The 25,305-nt window shown below is 72.4% G+C and carries 20 protein-coding genes; 10 read left to right on the top strand and 10 right to left on the bottom strand.

Annotated features, from left to right (window positions below):
* Positions 1-107: 107 nt before the first annotated feature.
* Both ACZ4D5_RS34540 and ACZ4D5_RS34545 read right to left on the bottom strand, forming a co-directional pair.
* Complete coding sequence (locus ACZ4D5_RS34540) at positions 108-3,242, bottom strand: sacsin N-terminal ATP-binding-like domain-containing protein (protein WP_467776438.1); 3,135 nt, start codon at positions 3,240-3,242, stop codon at positions 108-110.
* Between the two features lie 282 nt (positions 3,243-3,524).
* On the bottom strand, positions 3,525-4,478 hold the full coding sequence (locus ACZ4D5_RS34545) for a DUF3027 domain-containing protein (RefSeq protein WP_467776439.1): 954 nt from the start codon (positions 4,476-4,478) through the stop codon (positions 3,525-3,527).
* Between the two features lie 393 nt (positions 4,479-4,871).
* Between ACZ4D5_RS34545 and ACZ4D5_RS34550 the strand changes: the two genes are divergently transcribed.
* Genes ACZ4D5_RS34550 through ACZ4D5_RS34565 form a run of 4 tightly spaced genes read left to right on the top strand, consistent with a single transcriptional unit; the run spans position 4,872 to position 8,426 of the window.
* Complete coding sequence (locus ACZ4D5_RS34550; protein WP_467776440.1) at positions 4,872-6,284, top strand: MFS transporter; 1,413 nt, start codon at positions 4,872-4,874, stop codon at positions 6,282-6,284.
* 60 nt (positions 6,285-6,344) lie between these two features.
* Positions 6,345-6,860, top strand: coding sequence for a DUF2771 domain-containing protein (locus tag ACZ4D5_RS34555; RefSeq protein WP_362341077.1), 516 nt, complete (start codon positions 6,345-6,347; stop codon positions 6,858-6,860).
* Positions 6,824-7,540: a futalosine hydrolase gene (locus ACZ4D5_RS34560; protein WP_467776441.1), complete on the top strand. Its 717-nt coding sequence runs from the start codon at positions 6,824-6,826 to the stop codon at positions 7,538-7,540. Before ACZ4D5_RS34555 ends, ACZ4D5_RS34560 begins: the two co-directional genes overlap by 37 nt.
* Positions 7,533-8,426, top strand: coding sequence for a 1,4-dihydroxy-6-naphthoate synthase (locus ACZ4D5_RS34565; RefSeq protein ID WP_467776442.1), 894 nt, complete (start codon positions 7,533-7,535; stop codon positions 8,424-8,426). The genes ACZ4D5_RS34560 and ACZ4D5_RS34565 overlap by 8 nt, the downstream gene beginning before the upstream one ends.
* Positions 8,427-8,481: 55 nt before the next feature.
* Here ACZ4D5_RS34565 and ACZ4D5_RS34570 read toward each other — a convergent pair whose 3' ends face one another.
* Complete coding sequence (locus ACZ4D5_RS34570; protein WP_055701393.1) at positions 8,482-8,865, bottom strand: cold-shock protein; 384 nt, start codon at positions 8,863-8,865, stop codon at positions 8,482-8,484.
* Between the two features lie 190 nt (positions 8,866-9,055).
* On the opposite strand from ACZ4D5_RS34570, the gene ACZ4D5_RS34575 reads away from it, so the two are divergent.
* The gene (locus ACZ4D5_RS34575) at positions 9,056-9,307 is read left to right on the top strand and encodes a hypothetical protein (RefSeq protein WP_467776443.1); all 252 of its coding nucleotides are present in this window, start codon (positions 9,056-9,058) and stop codon (positions 9,305-9,307) included.
* On the opposite strand, the gene ACZ4D5_RS34580 is transcribed toward ACZ4D5_RS34575, so the two are convergent.
* On the bottom strand, positions 9,300-9,929 hold the full coding sequence (locus tag ACZ4D5_RS34580) for an HAD family hydrolase (RefSeq protein WP_467776444.1): 630 nt from the start codon (positions 9,927-9,929) through the stop codon (positions 9,300-9,302). The two genes, ACZ4D5_RS34575 and ACZ4D5_RS34580, sit on opposite strands and share 8 nt — an antisense overlap.
* Before the next feature lie 114 nt (positions 9,930-10,043).
* Between ACZ4D5_RS34580 and ACZ4D5_RS34585 the strand changes: the two genes are divergently transcribed.
* The 4 genes from ACZ4D5_RS34585 (at position 10,044) to ACZ4D5_RS34600 (ending at position 13,984) form a co-directional block, all read left to right on the top strand.
* Entirely contained in the window at positions 10,044-11,042 is a 999-nt protein-coding gene (locus ACZ4D5_RS34585; RefSeq protein WP_467776445.1) for a FecCD family ABC transporter permease, read from the top strand.
* Positions 11,039-12,115, top strand: coding sequence for a FecCD family ABC transporter permease (locus ACZ4D5_RS34590; RefSeq protein WP_467776446.1), 1,077 nt, complete (start codon positions 11,039-11,041; stop codon positions 12,113-12,115). Before ACZ4D5_RS34585 ends, ACZ4D5_RS34590 begins: the two co-directional genes overlap by 4 nt.
* Before the next feature lie 83 nt (positions 12,116-12,198).
* Positions 12,199-12,987 carry an ABC transporter ATP-binding protein gene (locus ACZ4D5_RS34595; RefSeq protein WP_467776637.1) on the top strand — a complete coding sequence of 263 codons (789 nt, stop codon included), beginning with the start codon at positions 12,199-12,201 and terminating at the stop codon, positions 12,985-12,987.
* Between the two features lie 19 nt (positions 12,988-13,006).
* Positions 13,007-13,984 (top strand): ABC transporter substrate-binding protein, encoded by a 978-nt coding sequence (locus ACZ4D5_RS34600; RefSeq protein WP_467776447.1) that lies wholly within the window; start codon positions 13,007-13,009, stop codon positions 13,982-13,984.
* Between the two features lie 4 nt (positions 13,985-13,988).
* On the opposite strand, the gene ACZ4D5_RS34605 is transcribed toward ACZ4D5_RS34600, so the two are convergent.
* Positions 13,989-15,059: a hypothetical protein gene (locus ACZ4D5_RS34605; protein WP_467776448.1), complete on the bottom strand. Its 1,071-nt coding sequence runs from the start codon at positions 15,057-15,059 to the stop codon at positions 13,989-13,991.
* Between the two features lie 149 nt (positions 15,060-15,208).
* Here ACZ4D5_RS34605 and ACZ4D5_RS34610 point away from each other — a divergent pair, with 149 nt between their 5' ends.
* Positions 15,209-16,408: a glycosyltransferase 87 family protein gene (locus ACZ4D5_RS34610; protein ID WP_467776449.1), complete on the top strand. Its 1,200-nt coding sequence runs from the start codon at positions 15,209-15,211 to the stop codon at positions 16,406-16,408.
* Here ACZ4D5_RS34610 and ACZ4D5_RS34615 read toward each other — a convergent pair.
* The 5 genes from ACZ4D5_RS34615 to ACZ4D5_RS34635 all read right to left on the bottom strand — a co-directional run bounded on the left by ACZ4D5_RS34615 (position 16,310) and on the right by ACZ4D5_RS34635 (position 25,117).
* The gene (locus ACZ4D5_RS34615) at positions 16,310-16,591 is read right to left on the bottom strand and encodes a hypothetical protein (protein WP_467776450.1); all 282 of its coding nucleotides are present in this window, start codon (positions 16,589-16,591) and stop codon (positions 16,310-16,312) included. The two genes, ACZ4D5_RS34610 and ACZ4D5_RS34615, sit on opposite strands and share 99 nt — an antisense overlap.
* A 108-nt stretch (positions 16,592-16,699) precedes the next feature.
* Positions 16,700-18,343 (bottom strand): DNA repair helicase XPB, encoded by a 1,644-nt coding sequence (locus ACZ4D5_RS34620; RefSeq protein WP_467776451.1) that lies wholly within the window; start codon positions 18,341-18,343, stop codon positions 16,700-16,702.
* 52 nt (positions 18,344-18,395) lie between these two features.
* On the bottom strand, positions 18,396-20,783 hold the full coding sequence (locus ACZ4D5_RS34625) for a tetratricopeptide repeat protein (protein ID WP_467776452.1): 2,388 nt from the start codon (positions 20,781-20,783) through the stop codon (positions 18,396-18,398).
* A complete protein-coding gene (locus ACZ4D5_RS34630) occupies positions 20,780-22,357 on the bottom strand; it encodes a hypothetical protein (RefSeq protein WP_467776453.1) in 1,578 nt (525 codons plus the stop codon). Before ACZ4D5_RS34630 ends, ACZ4D5_RS34625 begins: the two co-directional genes overlap by 4 nt.
* A 228-nt stretch (positions 22,358-22,585) precedes the next feature.
* Complete coding sequence (locus ACZ4D5_RS34635; RefSeq protein ID WP_467776454.1) at positions 22,586-25,117, bottom strand: helicase-associated domain-containing protein; 2,532 nt, start codon at positions 25,115-25,117, stop codon at positions 22,586-22,588.
* Between the last annotated feature and the right edge of the window lie 188 nt (positions 25,118-25,305).

Raw genomic sequence — 25,305 nt, forward strand, 5'->3', positions numbered from 1 at the left:
CAGACCCTCGACAGGGACGACTGGTTGTACAGGTGATGAAGAATTCGTGACCGGGTAATGGAACGCCCGGTTCCGTCCCATTCGGCGGGACGGAACCGGGCATTCCGTCAGTCGAACCAGCGGTCCCGCGCCAACTCCTCGGTCCGCGAGGGATCTTCGAGCAGCGCCGCCACCTCGAAGCGGCGCGGCCACTGACCCGCCGCCCAGGCGAGCCCCGCCGCGACGCCCTCCAGCGTCGCCGCGTGCACCGTGCCGTCCGGGGTGCGCCGCCAGTCCAGCTCCACGCCGCCCGCGACCAGCTCCTCGTGCTCGACGTACGTCTCCGGGGTCGCCGCCCCGAGCAGGATCCGCACCGACTCCGGCACCGCGTGCTCGACACCCTCGCCCGCCGGTTCGACGGCCGCCGTCTCGCTCAACCGCCGCACCTGGAACAGCTCCGCCAGGTCCCCGGCCTTGCGGGGCGCCACGGGCAGCAGCGCCACGCCGTCGGCCAGCGGCAGCAGGTCGGGGGCGTCGGCGACCACCGCGTCCGCCGCGTCGACCACCACGACCTCGCCGTCCACCACCGCGCGCAGCTCGTCGGGGAGCGTCACCTGCTGCGGGTCGAGATCCGCCAGGGCGCCGTACAGGGCGTGCAGTTGAGCGGCGGAAACGGTCCGCTCCGGGTCCGCGAGACGGTCGAGCAGCTCGGCGGCGCCGCCGGGCTCCTCCAGGAGGGCGCCGACGGAGGTCCGTACGCCGAGGGCCCGCAGCACCTGCTCGTCGCCGAAGCCGGACGCGTCCGCGGCGTCGTACAGGCCCACGAGGAGCGGATCGCCGCCCTCCGCGCGCAGCCCTGCGGGACGGCGGCCGCCGAGGACCGGATTGCCGCGCAGCCACCACGCCGTGTACGAGCGGACGGTCTCCGTCGTGCCGTCCGGAAGCAGCACCCGCAGCGGCTGTGTCAGCGCGTCGCGCAGCGGCGGCCGCGAGAGCATCACAAGGGCCTGCGGCCAGCAGGCGTCGTCGACCAGGTCGAGATCCCGTACGGCGACGATCTCCGTGGCCACGGGCGGCACCGGGGTGTCCGGCAGCCGGTCGAGCACGTCCTCGCACCACACGTCCACGGCGTCCAGGAGGCCCGCGTCGTCCGGCTCGGCGAAGTCGCCCTCGCGGGGCTCCAGTTCGTCGGGGTCCAGGACGACGTCGGTGGCGCGCACAAGGGCGAAGGTGGCGAGCACGCCGCACGCCGCCAGCGGCTGCTCACCCCAGCGGTCGGCCAACTCCTGGTCGGCGAGGGCAAGTTCGTCCTCGCGCATGACCTCGGCGAACGGGCTCCCCGGCAGCACGAGCTCACCGGCGGGCGCGAGCTCGCCCTCCTCGTCGGGCAGGGCGAGGGCGCCGAGCCACGGCTCGTCGCCCGGCGCGAGGTTCGCGTCCCGCACGAGACCGAGCACGACGTCCGCCAACTCCTCGGCGTCCAGCGCCTCCTCGTCCCAGGTGTCGTCGTCGAGGGAGGCGGCCACGGCGGCGCGCACCTGCGGCGTGGTGAGCACGGCGCGGGGCGTCGCGGGCAGCGCGCCGAGCTTCTCCAACAGGGGGTGGGCGGCGTCCGGGTGGGCGACCTTCAGGCCGAGCCGGGCGAGGGAGGCGGGGTCGCGCTCGTCACCGGGCGACGGGAGCAGCACCTGCCGCGGCCCGATCGTCGTACGCCGGTCGGCCAGCGGCACCGGAAGCCCGGAGAGCCGGTCGGGGTCGACCCCGGCCAGGGTGTCGTACAGCCGCCGCCACCAGTCCGGCTCCTTCTCCAGACCGGCGAGGCGGTCGATCGCCTCGGTCAGCGGGACCCGGGCGACGCCGAGGGTGCGCAGCTCGGCGCGGCGTTCGAGGCCCGCGGGCAGCAGGCTCGGCAGCACCTCGGCGAGGACCCGTACGGTGTCGGCCCCCGCGCCCTCCACGACCTCCGCGTCACGGGGCCGCAGGACTTCCGGGAGCTCGTCCTCGTCGCCTTCCGCCCGGGGCAGGGCGGGCGGCAGGAAGGCGGTGCGCGGCAGCCGCTCCAGGATGCCGTGGCGCAGCGCGCCGTCGACCTCGCTCTTGCCGAGCGGGCCCGGCACGAGACCGATGATCCCCTCCCCCACCGGCCGCCAGTCGGCGAGGAGTTCGACGTACGCGTCGGCCGCGCGCTCCACCAGGAAGTCGGCGAGGGGCCCGGCCGCGACGTGCCGCCGGGCGGTGTCCAGGGGGAACGACGCGATGAGCAGCGCCGGTACGCCCAGCGGCTCGTCACTCGGCGTCGGCGCGTGCACGACGGGGGTGGTGCGGGGGCGCTCCGGGGCGCCGTCGGGTCCCGCGGGCACGGCCCAGGTGACGGACCAGTGCGGGCGCAGCCGCTCCTCGACGGGCCGGTCCTTCAACAGGGCGGCGTCGAGCGGGCCCTGCCTGCTGACGGTGCGCCAGCGCGTGGTGCCGTCACGGCTGTCCTCGACGACGGTGTACGGGGCCTCGGAGCGGCGCCGCAGGGTGCGGGTGGCGCCGTCGGGGGTGTGGATGCTGACTTCTTCGAGCCCGGGGAGGGCGAGGAGCAGGGCGTCGTCCACGCCGTCGAGGAGGCGGGCCACCAGGTCCTCCGCGGCGGCGTCGCGCAGGGGCAGGATGACGACGGTGTCGTAGCCGTCGGGGGCGGTGCCCTCGGCGGCCATCGGGAGGCGGAGCAGCGGTACGTGGCCGTCCCTGCGCCGCACCTCGTCGCCGAGGCCGGGGCTGAACCGGGCGGTCTCCGCGGTGAGTTCGCGGGCCTCGGACAGGGACCAGCGGACGCCGCCGGTGCGGCCGACGACGGCGGGTTCGTCGGTGACGGCGAGCACGGCGGCGAACCCGACGCCGAAGCGGCCGACGCTCGTGCTCGCGCCCGTGCCCGTCTCGTGTGCCTCCCGCTTCGCGGAGGCGCGGAGGGTGGAGAGGGACTCGACGCCGGCGGCGTCGAGGGGGGCGCCGCGGTTGGCCGCGGCGAGGACTCCGTCGCGCAGGGTCAGGGCGAGGCGTCCGGGGACGCCCGTGCGGGCGGCGGCGTCGGAGGCGTTCTGGGCGAGCTCGACGACGAGGCGGTCGCGGTAGCCGCCGAGGGCGAGGTCCTCCTCGGCGTTGGCGTCCTCACGGAAGCGGGCCGGGGCGGCTGCCCAGGCGTCGAGGACTCCGCGGCGGAGGCGGGCGGTGCCGAAGGGGTCGGTGCCCTCGGCCGCCGGCCGCACGGTCTTGCTCACGGTGGTCTGCTCTCCTCTGCGGTGGCGCTGCGCTGGCTCGGGCGGTGACTCTGCGCCGGAACGCTACCGCGTCCCGCGAGGGGCTCCGGCGGGCCTGCGGCCCGCGCCCACGTTTCGCCGCTGCGCGGCGCTTGCCCACCCACCCGTTTACCCGCCGTCAGAAGGGCGGGCGGGTGGGGAAAACGCCGCGAAGCGGCGACGCGGAAGCACGACGGCGCAGGACGGGTCCTCGGCCCCACCGCACCCGAAGCAACCGGGCACGCACGACAACGCCCGACAGGGCTAGCTGTGGCCGAGGTCCTCGCCGGGCCCCTCCGCGCTCACCGAGCCGGAGTCCGCCGCCGGCCGCAGCGGCAGGACGTCCACCTTCGTCTCGTCGAGAACCGGCGGCGCAGGCCGCGGCGGCTTCGGCATGACCGCGGCCTCCGAGTGCCCACCGCACCCGTACGACAGGGAGACCACCCGACCGTCCGCCGGGCCGAACTCATTGGCACAGACCCCGAACGCCTGCCCGAGCGAGCCGCCGATCGGCAACAGGAACCCACAGCTCGCGCACCCCGCAGGGGCCGCTTGCGCCATCGGGGTCTTCGCGCCGTACGCCTCGTCCCAGCGATCGGCGGCGACATGCAGCCCGTAGCGCGAAAGGACCCGCGCCCGCCGCATGCCCAGCTCGTCCGCGACCGCCGCGATCGAGCCGCGCGCGGGCGCGACCGGCAGATCGGCCGGCGGCCCCGCCGTGACCTCGGCGTCCTCCGCCTCGACGAGCTCCGCCAGCTCCTGAGAAGACACGGCCTGCGCCACCACGGAGTTCGGCGGCGGCTCCTCCTCGCCGGAGAAACCGGGCTCCAGACGCAGATCCTCCGCGTCCGTCGGCAGCAGGTCGCCGGGGCCCATGTCACCCGGCCGCAGCCGCTCGCTCCACGGCACCCACTCGGGGGCGAGGAGCGCGTCGGGGCCCGGAAGCAGCACCGTCTCGTCGAGCGTGACGACCTTCGCCCGCGAGGCACGGGCCACCGTCACCGCCCAGCGCCAGCCGCGGTAGCCGAACTCCTTGCACTCGAAGAGGTGCGTGACGACACGGTCGCCCTCCACGACGACCTCGACGTGCTCACCGACCACACCGGGCGCGGCGGCCTCCTCGGCCGCGGCACGCGCCAACCCCACCGCCTCGGCGCACAGGCGGTCGGGGGTACGCGGGGTGCGCGGGGTACGGCTTCGCGTTGTCGCTGCGCTCACAAGTATCGCTTCTCTCCTACGCCGTCTCACGAGTGCGCCACCCTTACGCGGGGGCACGGACGGAGCGGCAGGGGCACCTCCCAGGCTCTTCAAGCGCTGGGGGCGGGCCGCGTCAACGTCCGCGCCCGACGTCCTCGGGCGCACCTACGTCATCCATTCTGCGGGATGACCGAGAGGCGCGCGGCCAAGAACAACCGCCGCAGGCGCGCTACGCACGCTACCTTCTCCCGGCCCGTGGGCCTACACCGACGTACGCGACGACCTCCCGCGCCGCTCCCCCGAACGCCTCCGAACCCGCCCACGAGCCTCCACGGAACGTCCACGGCACAGGCGCGGCACGGCTCACATCCCGTATCCGCACTAGTCGACCCCCCGAGGGGGCACTATGACGAGGTGGCCCCCACCAGGTCGACGTCCGTAGGAACCGTCTCGCCGGGACCGGCGAGACGGACCGCGCGTGCGCTGGGCCGGGCCCTGCACTTCCCCTTCACCGGCACGGCCAGGGGAATCCGCAAGGCGACCCACGCCCACGGCGCCGGCGAATCGGGGCTCGGCAAGCTGATCGAGCTGCACGCGGTGAACGGCGCGGGGGACGTGATGATCACCGTCGCGCTCGCCTCCACCGTCTTCTTCTCGGTGCCCACCGACGAGGCCCGCGGCCGCGTCGCCCTCTACCTCGCCATCACGATGGCGCCGTTCACGCTCCTCGCCCCCGTCATCGGCCCGCTCCTGGACCGGCTCCCGCACGGCCGCCGCGCCGCGATGGCCGGCGCGATGCTGGCCCGCGCCCTGCTCGCGCTCGTCCTTTCGGGCGCGGTCGTCACCGGCAGCGTCGAGCTCTACCCCGCGGCACTCGGCGTCCTCGTCGCCTCCAAGGCGTACGGCGTGGTCAGAAGCGCCGTCGTGCCAAGACTCCTGCCGCCGCGCTTCTCCCTCGTGAAGGCCAATTCGCGGGTCACGCTCGGCGGTCTGCTCGCCACCGCCGTCGCCGCCCCCGTCGGGGCCGGGCTGCAGGCCGTCGGGCCGCGCTGGCCGCTGTACGGCGCCTTCGTGATCTTCGTGTCCGGGATGTTCCTGTCGTTCTCGCTGCCGCACAAGGTCGACTCGGCCAAGGGCGAGGCGAAGGCCCTGCTCGCCGCCGACGAGGAGCACCTGCACCTGCACGCCCGCGCCGAGGCCTCCGCCGACACCACCCGCAAACGCCGCCTCGGGCTGCGTACGGTCGGCCCGGCCGTCACCCACGCCCTCGCCGCCAACGCCTCGCTGCGCTGTCTCTCCGGCTTCCTCATCTTCTTCCTCGCGTTCCTGCTGCGCGAGCACCCGCTCACCGGGCAGAGCGCGGCGGTCTCCCTCGGCATCGTCGGCGTCTCGGCGGGCGCGGGCAACGCGCTCGGTACGGCCGTCGGCGCCTGGCTGAAGTCGCGGGCCCCTGAGGTCATCATCGTGACCGTCGTCGCGGTGGTCCTGGGCGTGGCGGTCACGGCCGCGGTGTTCTTCGGGGCGGTGGCCGTCGCCGTCCTCGGCGCGTGCGCGGGCTTCGCGCAGGCCCTGTCGAAGCTGTCCCTGGACGCGCTGATCCAGCGGGACGTCCCCGAGCAGGTCCGCACCTCCGCCTTCGCCCGCTCCGAGACGCTGCTCCAGATGGCCTGGGTGGTCGGCGGCGGCATCGGCATCGCCCTGCCGCTGATCGGCACGCTCGGCCTGTCGGTGGCCGCGGGCATCGTCGCGGTCGGCTGGCTCTCGACCGTACGGGGGCTTCTCGCGTCGGGCCGTCAGGGCGGCGCGAGAAGCCCCCGGGTGGCGTGAGCGGCACGCCCGCGACCCCCACGTAACCCGACCCCCCGACGCGCCCGATAGCCTTCGGCCATGACCTCCCTGCTCCGCGGCGGAGCCGCGAATGTGAACAGCGCGGCCCGTCGCCGCCGCACCGTGGCCGCCCTTGGCGCCGTCTCCGCCGGACTCCTCGTCCTCTCGGCCTGTGACAAGCCGACGCCGCTGGCCACCGTGACGGTCGGCAGCAAGTCGGTGAACACGGAAGCCTCCTGCTACAACGACGGCAAGGAGCTCAAGGACTCCCAGCTGAAGTCCTGCCTGATGGACAAGGACGTCAAGTCCATCAAGGTCGATCCCGACGAGAAGGTCCGCTTCGGCGTCGACCCGGAGATCGCCGAGAAGGGCTGGACGCTGCTGATGAACGGTCAGCCGCTGACCGAGGCCAGCAAGAAGACCTACGTGGTCATCCCGGGCAGCGTCTTCTTCAACCAGCAGTACGGCGGTGGCGGCAGCAAGTCGACCGTCAGCCTCCTCGAGGGCGGCAAGGGCGGCACGCAGAAGGCGACCGGCCTGTGGTCGTTCAAGTTCGAGAAGGACTCCGACTCCTGACCGTGGCCGCACCGTCCGGTCCGCGCGTCCTCGTCGCCACCGCCGTCCCAGCCGAGCTGGAGGCGGTGGCACGGGGGCTGCCCGCGGACAGCGGCGTCGACGTGGTCACCGTCGGGGTGGGCCCCGCCGCCGCGGCGGCCGCGACCTCCCTGCACCTGGGCGTCGCCGCACAGCACGACCAGGCGTACGACCTCGTGATCTCCGCGGGCATCGGCGGCGGCTTCGCGCCCGACGCGCCGCTCGGCTCGGTCGTCGTCGCCGACGAGATCACCGTCGCCGACCTGGGCGCCGAGACCCCCGACGGCTTCGCGCCCGTCACCGAGCTCGGCTTCGGCGCCGTCACCCACCGTCCGCCGCGTTCCCTCGTACGGGACGTGGCCGACGCCTGCGGTGCCGCGCGGGGCACCGTCCTCACCGTCTCCACCGTGACCGGCTCCGCCGAGCGCGCCGCCGAACTGCGGCTGCGCCATCCGCGCGCCCTGGCCGAGGCGATGGAGGGCTTCGGCGTCGCCGAGGCGGCCGCCCTGCACGGCCTGCCCGTCCTGGAGGTCCGCGCGGTCTCCAACGCCGTCGGCCCGCGCGACCGCGCCGCCTGGCGGATCGGCGACGCGCTGACCGCGCTGAGCGACGCGTTCGGGAAGTTCGCGCCGGTACTGAGGAGTTGGAACACACATGACTGAGCCCCAGGCCACGGCCCTCGACCGCCCGCTGCGCATCGCGTACTCGCCCTGCCCCAACGACACGTTCGTCTTCGACGCCTGGGCGCACGGCCGGGTGCCGGGCGCCCCCGCACTGGACGTCACGTTCGCGGACATCGACATCACCAACGGCATCGCGGAGCGCGCCGCGTCCTCCGCGCAGGCGTCCGACCTGGACGTCCTGAAGGTGTCGTACGCCGTACTCCCCTACGTCCTCGACGAGTACGCGCTGCTGCCCTGCGGCGGCGCGCTCGGCCGCGGCTGCGGGCCCCTCGTCCTGACGCGCGAGCCCGGCGTCGACCTCACCGGCAAGACGGTGGCCGTGCCCAGCGAGAAGTCGACGGCGTACCTGCTCTTCCGGCTCTGGGCCGCGGACACGCTCTCCGGCGGTGGCGTCGGCGAGATCGTGGTACTGCCCTTCGACCAGATCATGCCCGCGGTGCGCGACGGCAAGGTCGACGCGGGCCTGGTCATCCACGAGGCGCGCTTCACGTACCAGAACTACGGCCTGCACCGCCTCGCCGACATGGGCGAGCACTGGGAGGCCACGACCGGGCTGCCCATCCCGCTGGGCGCGATCATCGCCAGGCGATCCCTTGGCGAGGACCTGCTGCGCTCCCTCGCGGACGCCGCCCGCGCCTCGGTCCGCATGGCCTGGGACGACCCGGAGGCCTCGCGGCCGTACGTCCTGGAGCACGCCCAGGAGATGGACCCGGCGGTCGCGGACCAGCACATCGGCTTGTACGTGAACGAGTTCACGGCGGACCTCGGCGAGGACGGCTACGCAGCCGTGCGCGGGCTGCTGACGCGGGCGGCCGCGGAGGGGCTTGTCCCCGCCCTGGCGCCGGACGCGCTGAGGTTCCCCTGAGGAATCAGCCCGTCCGGCGATTGAGGACCGGGGTCCGGGGCGGAGCCCCTGTGCATCAGACGTCCAGCTGATCCGCTACCGCTCGCAAGAGCCCCGCGATCTTCGCGCCGGACGCCTTGTCGGGGTAGCGGCCCTTCTCCAGCATCGGCGTGATGTTCTCGAGCAGCGTCGTCAAGTCCTGGACGATCGACGCCAGTTCGTCCGGCTTGCGGCGCTGCGCGGCCGCCACCGACGGGGTCGGGTCGAGGATCGTCACCGACAGGGCCTGGTCGCCGCGCTGCCCCGCGACCACACCGAATTCCACACGCTGGCCCGGCTTGAGTGTGTCGACGCCGGCGGGCAGTACGGAGGAGTGCACGAAGACGTCGCCGCCGTCGTCGCGGGAGAGAAAGCCGAAGCCCTTCTCGCTGTTGAACCACTTGACCTTGCCGGTAGGCACGTGAAGTCCTCGTCCTCGTACTCGTCGTACTCGTCTATGCCGCATCCGCCCGTCCGGTACGACGGGCAAAACGGCTCTGGATAGCACTACAGCGGGTCGCCCGACCCGCCGGCACCAAGACTATTGGTCCGTGGGCCGGTGACAAGACGTCCCCGGATTCTTCCTACGCGCTGGGAACTACCCTGGTCGGGTGCGTGACAAAACCCAAGCGAATTCCACCGGCCCGGGCGACGGCATGGTCCGGACCGGAGCAATCGTCTTCTTCGTCGGGGCCGTGGCCACACTGGTCACCGTGGCCCCGCTGTTCCTGGGCACCGATCCCTTTCCGTCCATCGCGTACGCGGTGTGCATGCTGATGGGCGTCGGGTTCCTCATCGCCGCGGCCGGAGTGCTGCGCGGCATCGCGGTACAGCGAAGCCAGGCGAAAACCAACGCTACCTAGCGGCACCACCGGCGACGTACGCATCCAGCCAGGCCGGGAACTCCGTCAGATCGCCGAGGACCACGTCCGCGCCCGCCGCGCGCAGTTCCGCTGCGTCGCACGGCCCGGTCGCGACCGCCACGGAGAGCGCGCCCGCCGTACGCGCGCCGCGTACATCCCCGGTGTGGTCCCCGACGTACGCCGACGCACCGTGCTCGCGCAGTGCCTCGGCCTTCGCCTCCGCCCACAGCCAGCCGATGACCGCGTCGGCCTCGATGCCGAGGTGCGACAGGTGCAGCTTCGCGTTCGGCTCGTGCTTGGCGGTCACCACGATCGCCCGCCCGCCGTGCGCGTGGACCGCCGCGACGGCCTCGCGGGCGCCGGGCATCGCGAGCGTCGGCTCTATGGCGTGTGTGGGATAGATCTCACGGTAGAGATCGCCCATCTCCTGGATCTCCGCCTCGGGGAACCAGTGCCGCAACTCCTCCTCCAGCGGCGGCCCGAGCCGCGTCACGGCGAGGTCGGCGTCGATGTACGCACCCGTCCGCGCGGAGAGCGCCCGGTAGGCCGCCCTGATGCCGGGCCGGGAGTCGATGAGGGTCATGTCGAGGTCGAAGCCGACGGTCAACGCGCGTGAGGTCATGCGCCCATTGTGCCGAGGGCCGCAAACCCGCCCGCCCGTAGACTTAGCCAAGCCTTACCGACTCCGTCCCCACCTCGTCACTCCCCGTCACTCCCCGTGAAACGAGCTCAGCCGATGCGTGTGCCCGTCAGACGCGCTGCCGTGATGACGGCGGCCGTCGTGGCCCTGCTGCTCGCGGTCCTGCTCAGCCTCGCCGTCGGCGCCCGCGCGATCGCGCCGTCCGCCGTCCTCGACGCGCTGCTGCACGGCGGGCACAGCGACTCCGCCGAAGTGATCCGTGAGATGCGAGTGCCACGCACCGTGATCGGCCTGATGGTGGGCGCCGCGCTCGCCCTCGCCGGCACGGTCCTCCAGGGCATCACCCGCAATCCGATCGCCGACCCCGGCATCCTCGGCATCAGCCAGGGCGCTTCGGTGGGTGTCGTCCTCGCCATCGCCTTCGCCGGGGTGCACACCCTGACCGGATACGTGTGGTGGGCGTTCGCCGGCGCGGGGCTCGCCTCGGTCGCCGTCTACGCCATCGCGTCCAGCGGGCGGGGCGGCGCGACCCCGGTGAAGCTCGCGCTCGGCGGCGCCGCGATCAACGCGCTGCTGGTCTCCGTGACGACCGCGATCCTCACCACCAAGGCGTCCGCGCTCGACGAGTTCCGCTTCTGGCAGGTGGGCTCGCTCTCCGGGCGCGACGCCGAGATCGTCGGCCAGATCTGGCCGTTCCTGCTCGTGGGTCTGGTGCTCGTCCTCGCGGTCGCGCGCGGCCTCGACGCGCTCGCGCTCGGCGAGGACGTGGCGAAGGGGCTCGGCCAGAACGTCGCGACGGTACGGATCGTCGGCGGGCTCGGCGCGACGATCCTGACCGGCGCGGGCGTGGCCGCCGCCGGGCCCATCGCCTTCATCGGGCTCGCCGTGCCGCACATCGCCCGCGCGATCGTGGGCAGTGACCATCGCTGGGTGCTGCCGATGGCGGCGGTGCTCGGGCCCGTGATGCTGCTGGTCTCCGACACGGTGGGGCGGATCGTGTTCCCGCCCAGTGAGGTGCCCGCGGGTGTGATGACCGCGTTGATCGGGGTGCCGTTCCTGGTGACCCTGGTGCGCCGGAAGGCGGTGGCGGCGTGAGCGCGGTGACCACCGCACGGCCTCCGGTCAGGCCCGCCGGGTACGCCGTTCTCCGCGTGCGCAAGGCCGCCTTCCTCGTCCACCGCCGCGCCGCCGCGGTCGCGGCCTGCCTCGCCCTGCTGCTCGCCGCGAGCTGTCTCGCCTACCTCTGTGTCGGTGAGTCCTTCGTGCGGCCCGTCGAGGCCCTCAAGGTCGTCTTCGGGCAGCCCTCGGCCGACGAGCTGGTCGTGGGCACGCTGCGCGAACCCCGCATGGTGGTGGGCCTGCTCGTCGGTGCCGCGTTCGGGGTGGCGGGCGCGCTCATCCAGACCGTGGCCCGCAACCCCCTCGCCAGCCCCGACATCATCGGCATCAGCCAGGGAGCGAGCGCGCTCACCGTCGGCGCGATGACCTTCGGCGTCACCTCGTACACGGTCCTCCCCTACCTCTCCGTGGCCGGCGGCATCGCCGCGGCCGCGCTCGTGTACGTCTTCGCGTGGCGCGGCGGCCTGCACGCCACCCGCTTCGTCCTGATCGGCATCGGCTTCGCCATCGCCCTGCGCTCGGTGACGACGCTCTTCATGACGAAGGGCGACTACCTCGTCGCCCAGCAGGCCCAGATCTGGATGACGGGCTCCCTCAACGGCCGCGGCTGGGCCGAGGCGAACCCGCTCGGCCTGACCCTGCTCGTCCTGCTCCCGTTCGTCCTCTGGGCGGCCCGCGCCCAGCGCTCGGTCACCATGGACGACGACACGGCGACGGCCCTCGGGGTGCGCCTGGGACGCGTACGCCTCGGGCTCGTCCTGCTCGGCGTGGTCCTCGCCTCGGTGGCGACCGGCGCCGCCGGCCCCGTCGACTTCGTGGCGCTCCTCGCCCCGCAGATCGCCCGCCGCCTCACCCGCACCGCGCAGATCCCGCTGCTGTGCTCGGCGCTCCTGGGTGCCCTGATCGTGGTCCTGGCCGACCTGCTGGCCCGCCGGGTGTTCGCGCCGACCGAGCTGCCCGTGGGCGTCCTCACGGCGGCTGTCGGAGCGCCGTACCTGATCTGGCTCATCATCCGCAGCCGTTCCGTCCGCAATGGAGGCACGTCGTGACCGCCCGCCCGTCGCCCGGCCACCGCCCCCCGGCGAGCGCTGACGCGCGCCCCGATCGCTCGGCCCGCCTCACGGCCCGCGAGCTGACCCTCGCCTACGAGGACCGCACGGTCGTCGACCGCCTCGACCTCGCGATCCCCGACGGCAAGGTCACCGTGATCGTCGGCCCCAACGCGTGCGGCAAGTCCACGACGCTGCGTGCGCTCGGCCGGCTGCTGAAGCCGAAGAGCGGCGCGGTCCTGCTGGACGGCGAGGCGCTCGCCAAGCTCCCCACCAAGAGGATCGCCCAGCAGATCGGGCTGCTCCCGCAGACGCCCGTGGCGCCCGAGGCGATCACCGTCGCCGACCTCGTCGCGCGCGGCCGCCAGCCCCACCAGCACTGGTGGCAGCAGTGGTCCGACGAGGACGAGAAGGCGGTGACGGAGGCGATGGAACGCACCGACGTCGCCGCGCTCGCCTCACGCTCCGTCGACGAGCTGTCGGGCGGCCAGCGCCAGCGCGTCTGGATCGCGATGGCGCTCGCCCAGGACACGGACCTGCTGCTCCTGGACGAGCCCACGACGTATCTGGACATCTCCCACCAGGTCGAAGTCCTCGATCTGGTACGTCAGTTGAACCACGACCGCGGCCGCACGGTCGTCGTCGTCCTGCACGACCTGAACCAGGCGGCGCGCTACGCCGACCACCTCGTCGCCATGAAGAGCGGCGAGGTCGTCGCCGAGGGCGCGCCCTCGAAGGTCGTCACCGAGGGCCTCGTACGCGAGGTCTTCGGCCTGGAGTGCGTGGTGGTCCCCGACCCCGTGACCGGCTCCCCGCTGGTCGTCCCCGGGGCGCCGTGGTCCGCCGCCGCTCCCGCCCCCTCCCCCGCCTGACCTCATGAAAGGCGTCCCCATGACCCGCTTCCGCACCCCGCCGCACCGTCGCGCGCTGCTCACCGGCTCCCTGGCCCTGACCGGCGCGCTCGCGCTGACCGCCTGCGGCTCGTCGGACTCCGGCGCGGGCTCCGCGGGCTCGGGAAAGACCCGTACGGTCAAGACGGCGATGGGGGACGTCGAGGTCCCCGTCAGCCCTCGGCGCGTGGTCGTCCTCGACACCGCCGAGCTGGACTCCGCGATCACGCTGGGTGTGAAGCCGGTCGGCTCCACGCACGTCGAGGCGGAGTCGGGCTTCCTGAGCTACCTGCCCAAGGACAAAGTCAGCGGCATCAAGGACGTCGGCGAGATGCTGAACCCGAACATGGAGGCCATCGCCGAGCTCAAGCCCGACCTGATCCTGACCTCCAAGATCCGGCACGCCGCGAAGTACGACCAGCTCAAGAGGATCGCGCCGACGGTGATGACCGAGACGACGGGCTACCCCTGGAAGGAGAACTTCCAGGTGCACGCCGACGCGATGGGCAAGCAGGCCGAGGCGGAGAAGGCCGTCGCCGACTACGAGGCGCACGCCGGGAAGGTCACGGCGGCCATCGGCGGCCCCGCGAAGGCGAAGCGGACCAAGGTCAACGTCATCCGCTTCATGGAGGGCGCCGACATCCGCCTCTACGGCGAGCAGAGCTACATCGCCACGATCCTCAAGGACGTGGGCCTCGGTCGCGCGCCGATCTCCGCGAAGGCCAAGGACGGCTTCTCCTACGACCTGTCCCCCGAGAAGATCGACCTCGCGGACACGGACGTCATCTTCCAGTCCACGTACGGCGACCCGAAGAAGGCCAAGGAGACGCAGACCGTGGGCAGCAGCCTGTGGAAGAACATGAAGGCGGTGAAGTCGGGCAACGTCCACACCGTCGAGGACGAGCTGTGGATCCAGGGCATCGGCTACACGGCGGCGGACAAGATCCTGGACGAGATGCAGAAGGACCTCACGAAGTAGCCCGTCACGGCCGTTGCCGCTGCGATCTCCACAGCAGGAAGAGCGCGGAGGCGACGGCCGCGCCGCGCACCACCCACGGCCAGGTCTCGGCCATGGCGTCGCTCATGTGGCCGTCCCTGATCGGCTCGCCCCAGCGGCCGTCGCCGCGCCCCCACAGCCAGGTGATCCCCGCGGCCGCCGCGAGCCCCGGGAGGCCCATCACGGCCAGCTTGGCCTCGGTGCGGGTGAGTCTGCGGGAGGCGTAGGCGATGAGCCAGCCGCCGCCGAGGGCAAGCCAGTTGTCGAGTACGGCGCCGACAATCAGCAGGGCGGCGGCGAGGACGAGCAGCGGGTTGCCGAGTCCGGCGCCGGACGCTCCGGGGAGGCGGGGGATCCAGCGCCGCGTGCGTGCTTCCTCGTACGCCTCGTCCGCGTCGCCCTCCCCGGCTTCCTCTTCTTCCTCCCCCTTCTTCCGGAGAAGGTCACGGGGGCCGTCCGCGTCGTCCGGGGACGGCGGGGGCTTGAGTATCTCGGGGATCTCCACGCCGCCGACGAAGCCGGGGACGCTGTCGGCGAGGCCGAACGGGCTGCTGTCCACCCGCCACCAGTCGGGCTCGGAGCCGCTCGGCCCCAACTCGTCGGAGCCCGCGAGGTGCGGGGGCGAGGCCCAAGGGCCTTGCGGTTCCGCCTCTTTGGGGGCCTCCGGGGCGGCTTCCGGGGCCTCGGCGGCCTCCGGGGGCCCCGGAGCGGCGCGGCGGGGCCGGGGCACCATGCGCCGAAGCCGCTTGGCGGCGCCGTCCCCTTCGCGCTGCGCCGGTACGGCGGCGGTCGGAGTGCTCGCGCCCGCCTCCGCCGACACGTCCGCGGAGGCGCCGTCCGCGGCCTCGACGACCTCTTCCGGGGTGCCGAGACGGGCGAGGATGCGGCGGACGGCGGCGGGGCTGTCGACGACGGCCTTGGAGCGGCTGCGGTCGATCCTGTTCCGCAGGTCGGCGACCAGGCGCATCCGGGCGCCCGACGGCAGCTGCCGCTGCTGGGCCAGGTCTCCGACCCGGCTCAGATAGTCGTAGACCAGCTGGTCGCTCTCGATCCCCACGAAGTCCCCTCCGGGGCAGCACCGTTGACACCTCGCCCCGCCCGACGGTACCGCGTCCGCCCGGGCCCGGACGTCACGTCGGGATAGGCTCCCCTCCCGTGAGACGACGGACGGTGAGCGGGCGAACGCATACGGTTACGGATGCGGTGGTGGGGGCGCGTGCGGGAACCGGCGCCGCCGCCGCGGGAGTTCTCCTCGCCGTCTCCCTCTCCGCCCTCGCCGCCCTCTGCGTGATCCAGCGCGTCCCCATGGCCGACGCCCTCGTCTACCGGGCCGAAGGGGCCGCCGTGGCCCGCGGCGGGGATCTCTACGGGTTCACCGTCACCGAGTGGGAACTCCCGGCCACGTACCCGCCGTTCGCCGCCGTCCTCTTCGTCCCCACCGCCTGGCTCCCCCTCCCCGCCCTCAAGCTCGCCTTCCTCGTGGGCAACGTCGCCCTCCTCGCCCTCCTCGTCCACCTCTCCTGCAAGCTGACCGGCCTGCCCACCCGCGCCGCGCCCCTCTGCGCCGCCACCGCCCTCGGCCTCTGGCTCGAACCCGTCTTCCAGACCGTCCTGTTCGGGCAGATCAACCTCGCCCTCGCCTGTCTCGTCCTCTGGGATCTGACCAGGCCGAAGGGGGCCGCGGGGCGCACGAACGCCACGGGCGTCGCCATCGGGATCGCCGCCGGGATCAAGCTGACCCCCGCCGTCTTCATCGCGTACCTCTTCGTCACCGGACGTGTCCGCGAGGCCGTCACCGCCACGGCCGCCTTCGCCGGGACCGTGGTGTGCGGCGCGCTCGTCCTGCCCGCCGCCAGCGTCGAGTTCTGGACCGCGCGGATCTTCGAGACGGGCCGCGTCGGCAAGGCCTGGATCGTCGACAACCAGTCGCTGCGGGGCCTGGTGGCCCGGCTCGCGCACGAGGCGGAACCCGGCCTCGCCTGGGCCGTGCCCGCGGCGCTGACCGCCGCCGCGGGCCTGTGGCTGACCCGCCGCGCCGCCGGCGAACCCCGCGCCCTGCTCCTGACCGCGCTCACGGCCCTGCTGATCTCCCCGATCAGCTGGTCCCATCACTGGGTGTGGTGCGTACCGCTCCTGGCCCTGCTGATCGCCGAGGGCAGACCGCGCCTCGCCGTGGCCGTGGCCGTGCTCTTCACGGCCCGCACCTTCTGGCTGCTGCCCCACCAGGGGGACCTGGACCTCCGTCTGCCGTGGTGGCAGCAGCCGTTGGCGTCGCCGTACGCGCTCCTCGGCGTGGTGCTGCTCGCGTCAGCCTTCCGGCAGCAGAATGTCCGCGTCGTCGAACACCCGCAGGACGACGAGAAGCAGGCGGCCACGCGACACCATGTACTCGGCCACGATCTGTGAGGTCAGGCGGATCTCCCGGTCCTGCTCACCCACGCCGATCGCCCGCGACCGCTCCGTGTACGGATCGCGGGCCAGGATCTCGATGGCCTTGTCGAAGGACGCCCTGCGCACGGGGTCGAGGCGGTCACGGTCCTGGGCCGCGGGCTCGGTGTAGAGCACCTCGTAGATCTCCTGGTGCGGCATGACACCCTCCTTGCCCCTGACGCGCCTGGTTCATCGGCTTCCCGTCAGCTCACCAGCGTACCGATCGGTGACGGCCCGCGGAGAGCCGACCGGAAGCCGCTCCTGCCCTCAGCCCCCGGCCAGCAGCTCGTCCGCGTCCATGATCCGGTACGCGTACCCCTGCTCGGCGAGGAACCGCTGCCGGTGCGCGGCGAAGTCCTGGTCGATGGTGTCCCGCGCGACCACCGAGTAGAAGCGGGCCTCGTGGCCGTCCGCCTTGGGACGAAGGACCCGCCCGAGCCGCTGCGCCTCCTCCTGGCGCGACCCGAACGTGCCGGACACCTGGATGGCGACGGTGGCCTCCGGCAGGTCGATGGAGAAGTTCGCGACCTTGGACACGACGAGGACGGAGATCTCGCCCTCCCTGAACGCGTCGAAGAGCTTCTCGCGCTGTGCGTTCGTCGTCTCGCCCTTGATGACGGGCGCGTCCAGGTGCTCGCCCAGCTCGTCGAGTTGGTCGATGTACTGCCCGATGACGAGGGTCTGCTCCCCGGCGTGCTTCTTGACGAGCTCCTCCGTCACCTTCCGCTTGGTGGCGGTCGTCGCGCAGAAGCGGTACTTCTCCTCCGCCTCGGCGGTGGCGTACGCGAGCCGCTCGCTGTCGGTCAGATTGACCCGCACCTCCACGCAGTCGGCGGGCGCGATGTAGCCCTGCGCCTCGATCTCCTTCCACGGGGCGTCGAACCGCTTGGGCCCGATGAGCGAGAAGACGTCGGACTCACGCCCGTCCTCGCGTACGAGGGTGGCGGTGAGGCCGAGGCGGCGGCGGGCCTGCAGGTCGGCGGTGAACTTGAAGACGGGCGCGGGCAGCAGGTGCACCTCGTCGTAGACGATGAGGCCCCAGTCGCGGGAGTCGAAGAGCTCCAGGTGCGGGTAGACGCCCTTCCGCTTGGTCGTCAGCACCTGGTACGTGGCGATGGTGACCGGGCGGATCTCCTTCTTCGTACCGCTGTACTCACCGATCTCGTCCTCGGTCAGGGACGTCCGCTTGACCAGCTCGTGCTTCCACTGGCGGGCGGAGACGGTGTTGGTGACGAGGATGAGGGTGGTGGCCTTGGCCTGCGCCATGGCCCCGGCGCCGACCAGCGTCTTCCCCGCCCCGCAGGGCAGCACGACCACACCGCTGCCGCCGTGCCAGAAGCCCTCGACGGCCTGCTGCTGGTAGGGCCGCAGCGACCAGCCGCTCTCGTCGAGGTCGATCTTGTGCGCCTCGCCGTCGACGTACCCGGCGAGGTCCTCGGCGGGCCAGCCGAGCTTCAGCAGCGTCTGCTTGATCTGCCCGCGCTCGGAGGGGTGCACGACGACGGTGTCCGGGTCGATCCGGGCACCGACGAGCGGCTGCACCTTCTTGGAGCGCAGGATCTCCTCGAGGACCGGCCGGTCGGTGGTGGTGAGCACGAGCCCGTGGGTGGGGTGCTTGGAGAGGGTGAGGCGGCCGTACCGCGCCATCGTCTCGGCGACGTCGACGAGCAGCGCGTGCGGCACGGGGTAGCGCGAGAACTCCACGAGCGCGTCCACGACCTGCTCGGCGTCGTGCCCGGCGGCGCGGGCGTTCCACAGGCCGAGCGGGGTGACGCGGTAGGTGTGGATGTGCTCGGGCGCCCGCTCCAGTTCCGCGAAGGGCGCGATCGCACGGCGACAGGCGTCGGCCTGCTCGTGGTCGACCTCGAGCAGGAGGGTCTTGTCCGACTGGACGATGAGGGGACCGTTCACGCGAGCGCCCTTTCGTTTGGCCAAACGTCCAGTGTGCCGCATGCACGAGTGATCACATCCGGCTCACAACAGGTCGTCTGCCGACTCCGACCCTCCTGCGCACCTGGTCGACGGCATCGAGCGTGTCCACAGCCCTCGCGGTATCGCCGGTCTGGTGGTACAGCTCGGCGGCGAGCTCCAGATTCTCCAGGGCCTCGGTGTTGCACCCCTGCTGGAGCAGCGCACGCGCGAGACTCGTGAGCTCGTCGGCCAGTCCGTGATCGTCTCCGCCCTCGAGGAACGCCTCCAGGGCGAGGGTATGCAGCCGTACCGCTTTGCTCCACTTGTCCTGCTGTTGGCGGGCGAGGGCCATGTTGCCCAAGACCATCGCCTCCCCACGGCGGTCTCCCAGCCTCCGGAAGATGCCCAGTGCCTCCTGCTGCGCAGTGAGAGCGGCTTCGAAGTCTCCGGCAGCGATCAACGTTCCGGAGAAGTTGGACAGCTCGACCGCTCGCTCGTGGGGCAGGAGGAGCCCGTCGGCCATACCGAGCGCGCGTCTGTGCAGTTCCGCAGCCTGCTCCGCCTTCCCGTCACTGCATGTCGCCCTGGCGAGGCTCCCAAGTGCCTGGGCATAACCGCGCAGGTCGCCGTGTTTCCGGAAGATCTTCGCGCTCTTCCGAAAGGCGCGGGCAGCCTCCTCCGTGCGGCCCAGCTCAGTCAGTGTCTCGCCGGTGTTGATCAGAGCATGCGCCACCCCCACCCGGTTACCGGAGCGCTTGAAAAGCCGCGCCGACTCGGTGTGGGCCGCCACAGCCTGTTCGAACTTGCGCTGCTCGTGGAGGGAGAGCCCGAGATTGTTCAGCGCACTGGCCAAGGCCTGGCGCTTCTTCAGCCTCCGACAGATCTTGATTGCCTTGTGGTGCGCGCGAACGGATCTGCGCAGCTTGCGTCGCTCCCGCAGGACCACACCGAGGGAGCTCAGCAGGGATGCCTCATGAAAGCTGTCCTTGCCCCGGCGACTCGACCGGATGCCTGCGGAGAGCACTGCCCCGGCATCCTCCAGGTAACGCATCTCCGTCAGGAACTGCGAGACGGGCGCTGCCAAAGCCAGACACATCAGATCGTCGCCGGCGTCATGAGCCCAGAGTGCAGCCGCGACCAGAGTGTGCCGCTCGGTCTCAAGCCACTGCAACGCCTCGGCTCGAGCCACGAAGGCGGACGCCGCCGCGGGACACGATTCCGCAGAGGCGAAGAGCCTGTCACACGCCAGGGTCGTCATCTTGTGGAAGTAGGCGAGCAGACGCATGAGGCCCTTGCCCCAGGTGTCATCGCCCGACACGAGTCGTTCGCGGGAGTAGAGGCGCACGAGGGCGTGCTGCTGCCAGCGGCCGTACGGTTCCCGTGGCTCGACCAAGTGCCGACGAGCCAGATCCAGCAGTAGCCGCTCTGTCTCCTTGACGCTCTTCCCGTGCAACTCCGCTGATGCCTCGGTGGAGAAGTCCGGTCCGGGGTGCAGGGACATGAGCCTGAAGAGCTTGGCCTGGTCCTTTGCAAGCCTCTGGTAGGACAGCTCAAAGGCCGCCGTCACAGCACGTTCCTCCCGGCTCAGCACGGAGAGCCTGGAGTGTGCGTCCTCGAGGTCCCGTCGAAGGTGGGACAAAGGACGGGTCGGCACGTCCACGAGCAAGGACGCCACGATGCGCAGGGCCAGCGGCAAGCCACCGCATAGCGTGACGAGCCGATCTACCTCACTCTCCTCGGCCACCACTCGCGAGTCCTCGGGGAGAGCCACGCTTAGGGCGTCGCCGAGCAGCTGCCGGCCCTCGTCGACGGGCAGCTCCCGCAAGGTCAGCGCCAGGGCGTCCAGTTCCGCGAGAGAGTGCCGCGAGGAGATGAGGGTGACCGCGCTCGTGTCGCCCGGCAACAGATGGCGAAGCTTGCTGGTGGCCGGTACGTCGTCCAGGACGACCAGGACCCGTTGCCCGGCATCGGCAAGCGCGCCGAGCGCTGAACGATAGACGAGCGCGCGTTCCTCGATCCCGGAAGGAATGTGTTCCGGAGGGATGCCGAGTGCCCGCAGCAGGGTGCCGAGCGCTTGCTTCGGCGACAGCTTGTGCTCCGCGTCGTAGCCATGCAGGTCGACGAAGAGAACCCCACCGGGGAACCAGTCCTCCTCCCGCAGCGCTCGGTGTGCGGCCTGGAGTACGAGCTCGGTCTTCCCCGTACCAGCGAGCCCGGTCACCACCACAGCCCTGGCCGTCTTGTCCGACTCTGTGGGCGCCAACGCCGCGCAGACAGTATCCAGCTGAGTACGGCGTCCCGCGAAGGTCTCCGATTGCCGCGGCAATCCGGCGAGCGCGGAGTCCGGTCGGTCCGGAAGCGTCAGATTGACGGTCTGCCCCTGCACAACGATGCCGAAGAAGACTCCTCCACTGATGTGGTTCTTGACTCTGTCGTTCATTCCCCAGCCTGTTGGTGTCGGACGACAGCCCTGCTGAAGGCAAGGACCTCAGCTGTGGTGAACATGCTCCTGTTTTCTTCGGTGACGACGTACCCGACCTCACGCCAGGCATGGAGGAAGGCGGGGTCGATACCCACCTCGGCTGCGCGTTCCGCCATGTTCAGCATCATGTTGTCGAAGGACTCCTTGGTGAGAGGGGTGGGCTCGTCGGCATCGGGGTCGAAGAAGATCGGGTCGTCCGGTCCCGGTTCACGTCCGAACTTCTCTCGGAAGGCTTCCCGTTGGCGTTCCAAGCCCTCCTTCACCTCCTCTCCGTGCGGATTGTCCGCGGAGAACCGCACCACAGAGCTGCCGTCCGCGTTCCAGATGCGCTCGACGGGGTGGTCGGACCGGCGTGGCGGCGGTGCGGTTCTGCGGGCCCTCTTGCGGACCTTGTGCAGCACGGCCTCACGCCGCTCAGCCCAACGTTCGTCCGACTCCTCTTGTATGCCGCCCACGCCGTCGGCGCTGTCCATCTCCTCGAGACCGGCGGACCTTCTGCGAGTGGCGGCGCTCAGGCGCATTCTGGCGTGCATGCCCACCCAGTCCAGGAGGTCCGGGGTGACCACTGATTCCTGCGTGTACACCTCGGGAATGCCCAGTTCGAAGGCCAAGCGCGGCAGGGCGAGACCAGGTGAGCTGGTCCAGAGCAGGGCCTCCGATGGGATCGGCTCGGTGAATGCGGGCACAGCGAAAAGACGTCCGAGAGTGTCGGCGACAGACATTCCCCATTCGGGGGCGACAAGGAGGATGTCGAGCACCGGGGCCAGTGTCGACACCTCGTCCAGGGAAGCAGCCCATGCCCAGGCATGCTCCCCCATGTCCTCCAGAAGCTCGCCGGGCTTCGCCATGAGCACGGCGTACAAGGCCGGCAGCAACAGCCCGGACTCCTCCTCCACCGGCATCCCCGCATCCTGGAACCGGCGCAGTCCATCGCGGAGAACCGCCTGAAGCGTGTCATCGGCCCGCACCTGCTCCCCGTCGTCCTCCCAGAACCGCCGGACCAGCTCCACCGCATCCTCTGGTGGATCGGGAAACCGCAAACCCACAGACGGTCCACGAGCCGCTCGGCAGTCCTGAAGGGCCACCTCCGGCAGCAGTCGCCGGGGCAGTCGGCGCTGGTCGAGCCCGGCTGCTTCGAGCCGACCGGTCAGGGCCAGCATGAGTTCCCCGTTGTCCACAGGAAGCCCCAGGTCACGGCTTGCCGAGATGGCTTCGTGCACGAAGCGCTGGACCCCCTTCCCGTGCACTGTGCCTCGCAGGAGGCGCAGCCACGCATCGCGGGCGTTGGCGAACTCGAACTCGTCACTGAACGACTTGGGCCAGACCGTTCCCAGGAACAGGGCGTCCAAGGGATCGATCTCCTGGTACCAGCCCGGCTCGGTCCCCTCCTGCTGGGCGTGTCCCAGCGCCGCGTAACCCCACGCGTAAGCGCCGGCCAGGCTGAGCCGCCCTGGCGTGCTCGAGCGCAACAACCGCCCGAGGGCCTGTTCACCCAGCGTTCGCGGATCGTCGCCACTGCTGGCTTCGGCCACGGGCGCCGACGCCGCTTTACATGCCCGCTGTTCCCGCTTCTTCCTCGATGCTTTACCCACACCGCCCTCCCAGGGGCAAGGATGGCGCATCGCAGCGGCCCCGAGAGCGGTATCCCGGGAAACCCGACGAGCGGGCCGAGGAGCCCTTGGCCCGAGAGCGGACACCATGTCGAACAGGCCTTGCCAGGACGCCCGGACCACTGAGGTGTGTGACCAGGAGCCCGTGGCTCAGTCGTCGGCGAGCTCGGCGACGCCCGTGATCCGGTGCAGGGGGTAGGTGCGGACCTCGTCCGCGGTGTGGTCGTAGGCCGTGACGAAGCCGCCCTCCACGCGTACGGGGGCGATCACCCGCTGGCTCGCGGAGCCCTCCGCGTTGACGTAGCCGATCCACACCGCCTCGCCGGTCAGGACCGCGGCCTGCATCGTGGCGAGGGTCTCGGCGGCCGTGGTGCGGGGCAGCCGGCCGTCCGACGTCTGCGGGGCCTCCTTGCGGGGCGCCGTGGACGCCAGGTCGCCCGCGCGGATCGCCCGCACGGCCGCGCCGACGAGGACGGCGTCGGGCAGCGGCGGGCCGTCCGGCACGGGCTCGGGGGCCGAGCGGGGCGGGGTGCGGTGGGCGTGGGCGCGGGTGACCAGCACGTCGCCCTCCGCGGACTCGGCGGCGGGCGCGAAGCCCATGGAGCGCAGCCCGTCGAGGAGCGTGCCGGGGTCCGCCTGGGCGGCGAGCACGGTGGGCGCGAGGCGGCGCAGGCGCAGGCCCTGGGCGCGCTTGTCGGCCAGGATCTCGTTGAGCAGCGCCTCGTCGTCGCAGCGGACGTACGCGGACGCGGCGCCGATGCGGAGGTGGCCGTGCTTGCGGGCCACGTCGTCGATCAGGTACGCGAGGGGCTGCGGGACGGGGGTGCGGGAGTGCGCCGCGAGGAACGCGTGCAGGTCGGAGGCGGACTGCCCGGCGTCGAGCGCGCGGCGTACGGATCCCGGCGTGAAGCGGTAGACGGTCGCGCCGCCCTTCGACTCGACGTCGGCGAGGACGGCGAGGGCGTCGGCGAGCGGGCGCTCCAGGGGGCCGGGGGCGACGGCGGTGAGGTCGGCCTGGAGGAGGACGTGGTCCAGGGGCTCGGGCAGGAGGGGCGCGAGGAGACGGGCGGCGCGGGCGGCGGAGACCGGTTGTTCGGCGGGGCCGGAGGCCTGGGTGGGCGGCTGCTTCGGCTTGGGGGAGGGCTCGGTGTCCGGGCTCGTGTCCGCTTCCGGGTCGGCGGCCAGCAACGCCCTGCCGTGCGTCGACAGCGCGCCCCTTCCCGTGATGCCCAGCAACTCCGCCTCGTTCAGCGTCCATTGGGTGATACGGGTGCGCAGGTCGAGGGAGGCCGGGGACGGCCGGAGCCAGCGGAGGTGGGACAGGAGGGACTCGGGGGTCGGTGCCGTGCCCTCGGGGAGCGCGGCGAGGAGGGCGAGGACGCGGTGGCGGACCTCGGGCGCCACCGAGCGGTCCAGGTGCGGGCCGAGCGCGGAGAGCGTGCGGTCCTTGCCGTCGCGGCCGCCGACCAGGCCCGCGGTGCGGGTCGCCGCGAGCCAGGCCGTGGCGAGGACCGACCAGCGCTCGGGGGCGGGGAGCTCCTGCCATTCGTCGTAGGCGGGGGTCGCCGCGTACCGCTCGTCGGCCTGGCCGTCCGAGGCCAGCAGGCCCGCCGCGTAGGCCAGTTCGACCCAGAACGCGGCCAGCGGCTCGGTCGTGTCGAGGGCGACCGCCGTCCGCTTCAGGTCGCGCACGCTGAGGCCGCCGGCGCGCAGGACCGCGGGGCCGCCCTCGTCCCAGTCCTTGAGGAGCTCCTCGACGGTGGCGAGTGCCGTGTACGCCTGGCCCGCCGCCGTCGCGTCCACAACCTGTGGACGGGTCTCGCGGGCGGCCTCCACGGGCGGCGGGGTCGGCTCGGGCGTGCGGTGGGCGCGGCCCGCCCGCAGGTGCAGGGCGGCCTCGCGGGGCAGGACGACCGTGCCGGGCGCGGTCGGCAGGAGCAGGCCCCGGTCCAGGAGCCAGCGCAGGTGGCGGGCCGGGTCGGCGGTGACCTGGCCGTAGGGAGGACCCCAGACCAGCCGGGACAGGACCTCCACGGACTCGGCGGGCGCCTGGTCGAGCAGCGCGGACATCCGGGTGCGGTCCTTGAAGAGGGCGGTGAGGGACTCGACCGCCGAGACCGGATCGTGGGTGGTGGGCAGGCCCGCCGCGGCGACGATGTCCTGGACGCGGGTCGGGGACATCCCGGCGGTGGCCTCGGCGACGGTGGGGCCGAGGCCGGTGGGGGACGGGTGCTGCGGGGTGGGGGCGAGGAGTTCACGGACCGTGCGCACGAGCCGGAGACGGTCGTTCCGGCCCCAGACGAGCGCCTGCTTGTGCAGGGTGGCGAGGGCGCGGGGCAGGGCTCTGGTGACGGCGGCGTCGCCGTCGTCCCCCGCCAGGAGCGCGAGCAGCTCGTCGTACGTCGTGGGGTCCGGGGCCACGGCGAGGGTCTCCGCGACCTGCTGGGCGAACCGGTCCAGGCGCTCCAGGGCGCGCACGGCGGAGGCGCGGGTCCCGGCGCGGGTGGCGAGCTGGGTGAGGTCGGTGGGGACGGGGTTGAGGAGGTCGGGGCGGGCGTGGAGCAGGGCGGCGAGGTCGGCGTCGTCGCGGGAGCGGAGCGCTTCGGCGAGGGAGCGGGGCGGGTCCGCGGGGCGCGGCGGGGTGGGTGCGCTGTCCGTGGGCTGCGACTCGTCGGTGCTCATCCGCCTCACGGTAGCGGGTCGGGGGGCCGGGGCGGGGGCTGCGCCTTGGTTCGCCCGTGGGGCGGGCCGCGGCGTGGTGGACGTCTGCACCTGGGGTTCCGGGTGCCGCCTTGGGGCGGGCAGCGCTTGAGGCTCGCCTCCGCGTATGACCGCGAGGGCGGGGGTCAGCGCCCGAGGGCCGTCTGTGA

This window comes from Streptomyces sp. NPDC025651 (assembly GCF_055558735.1).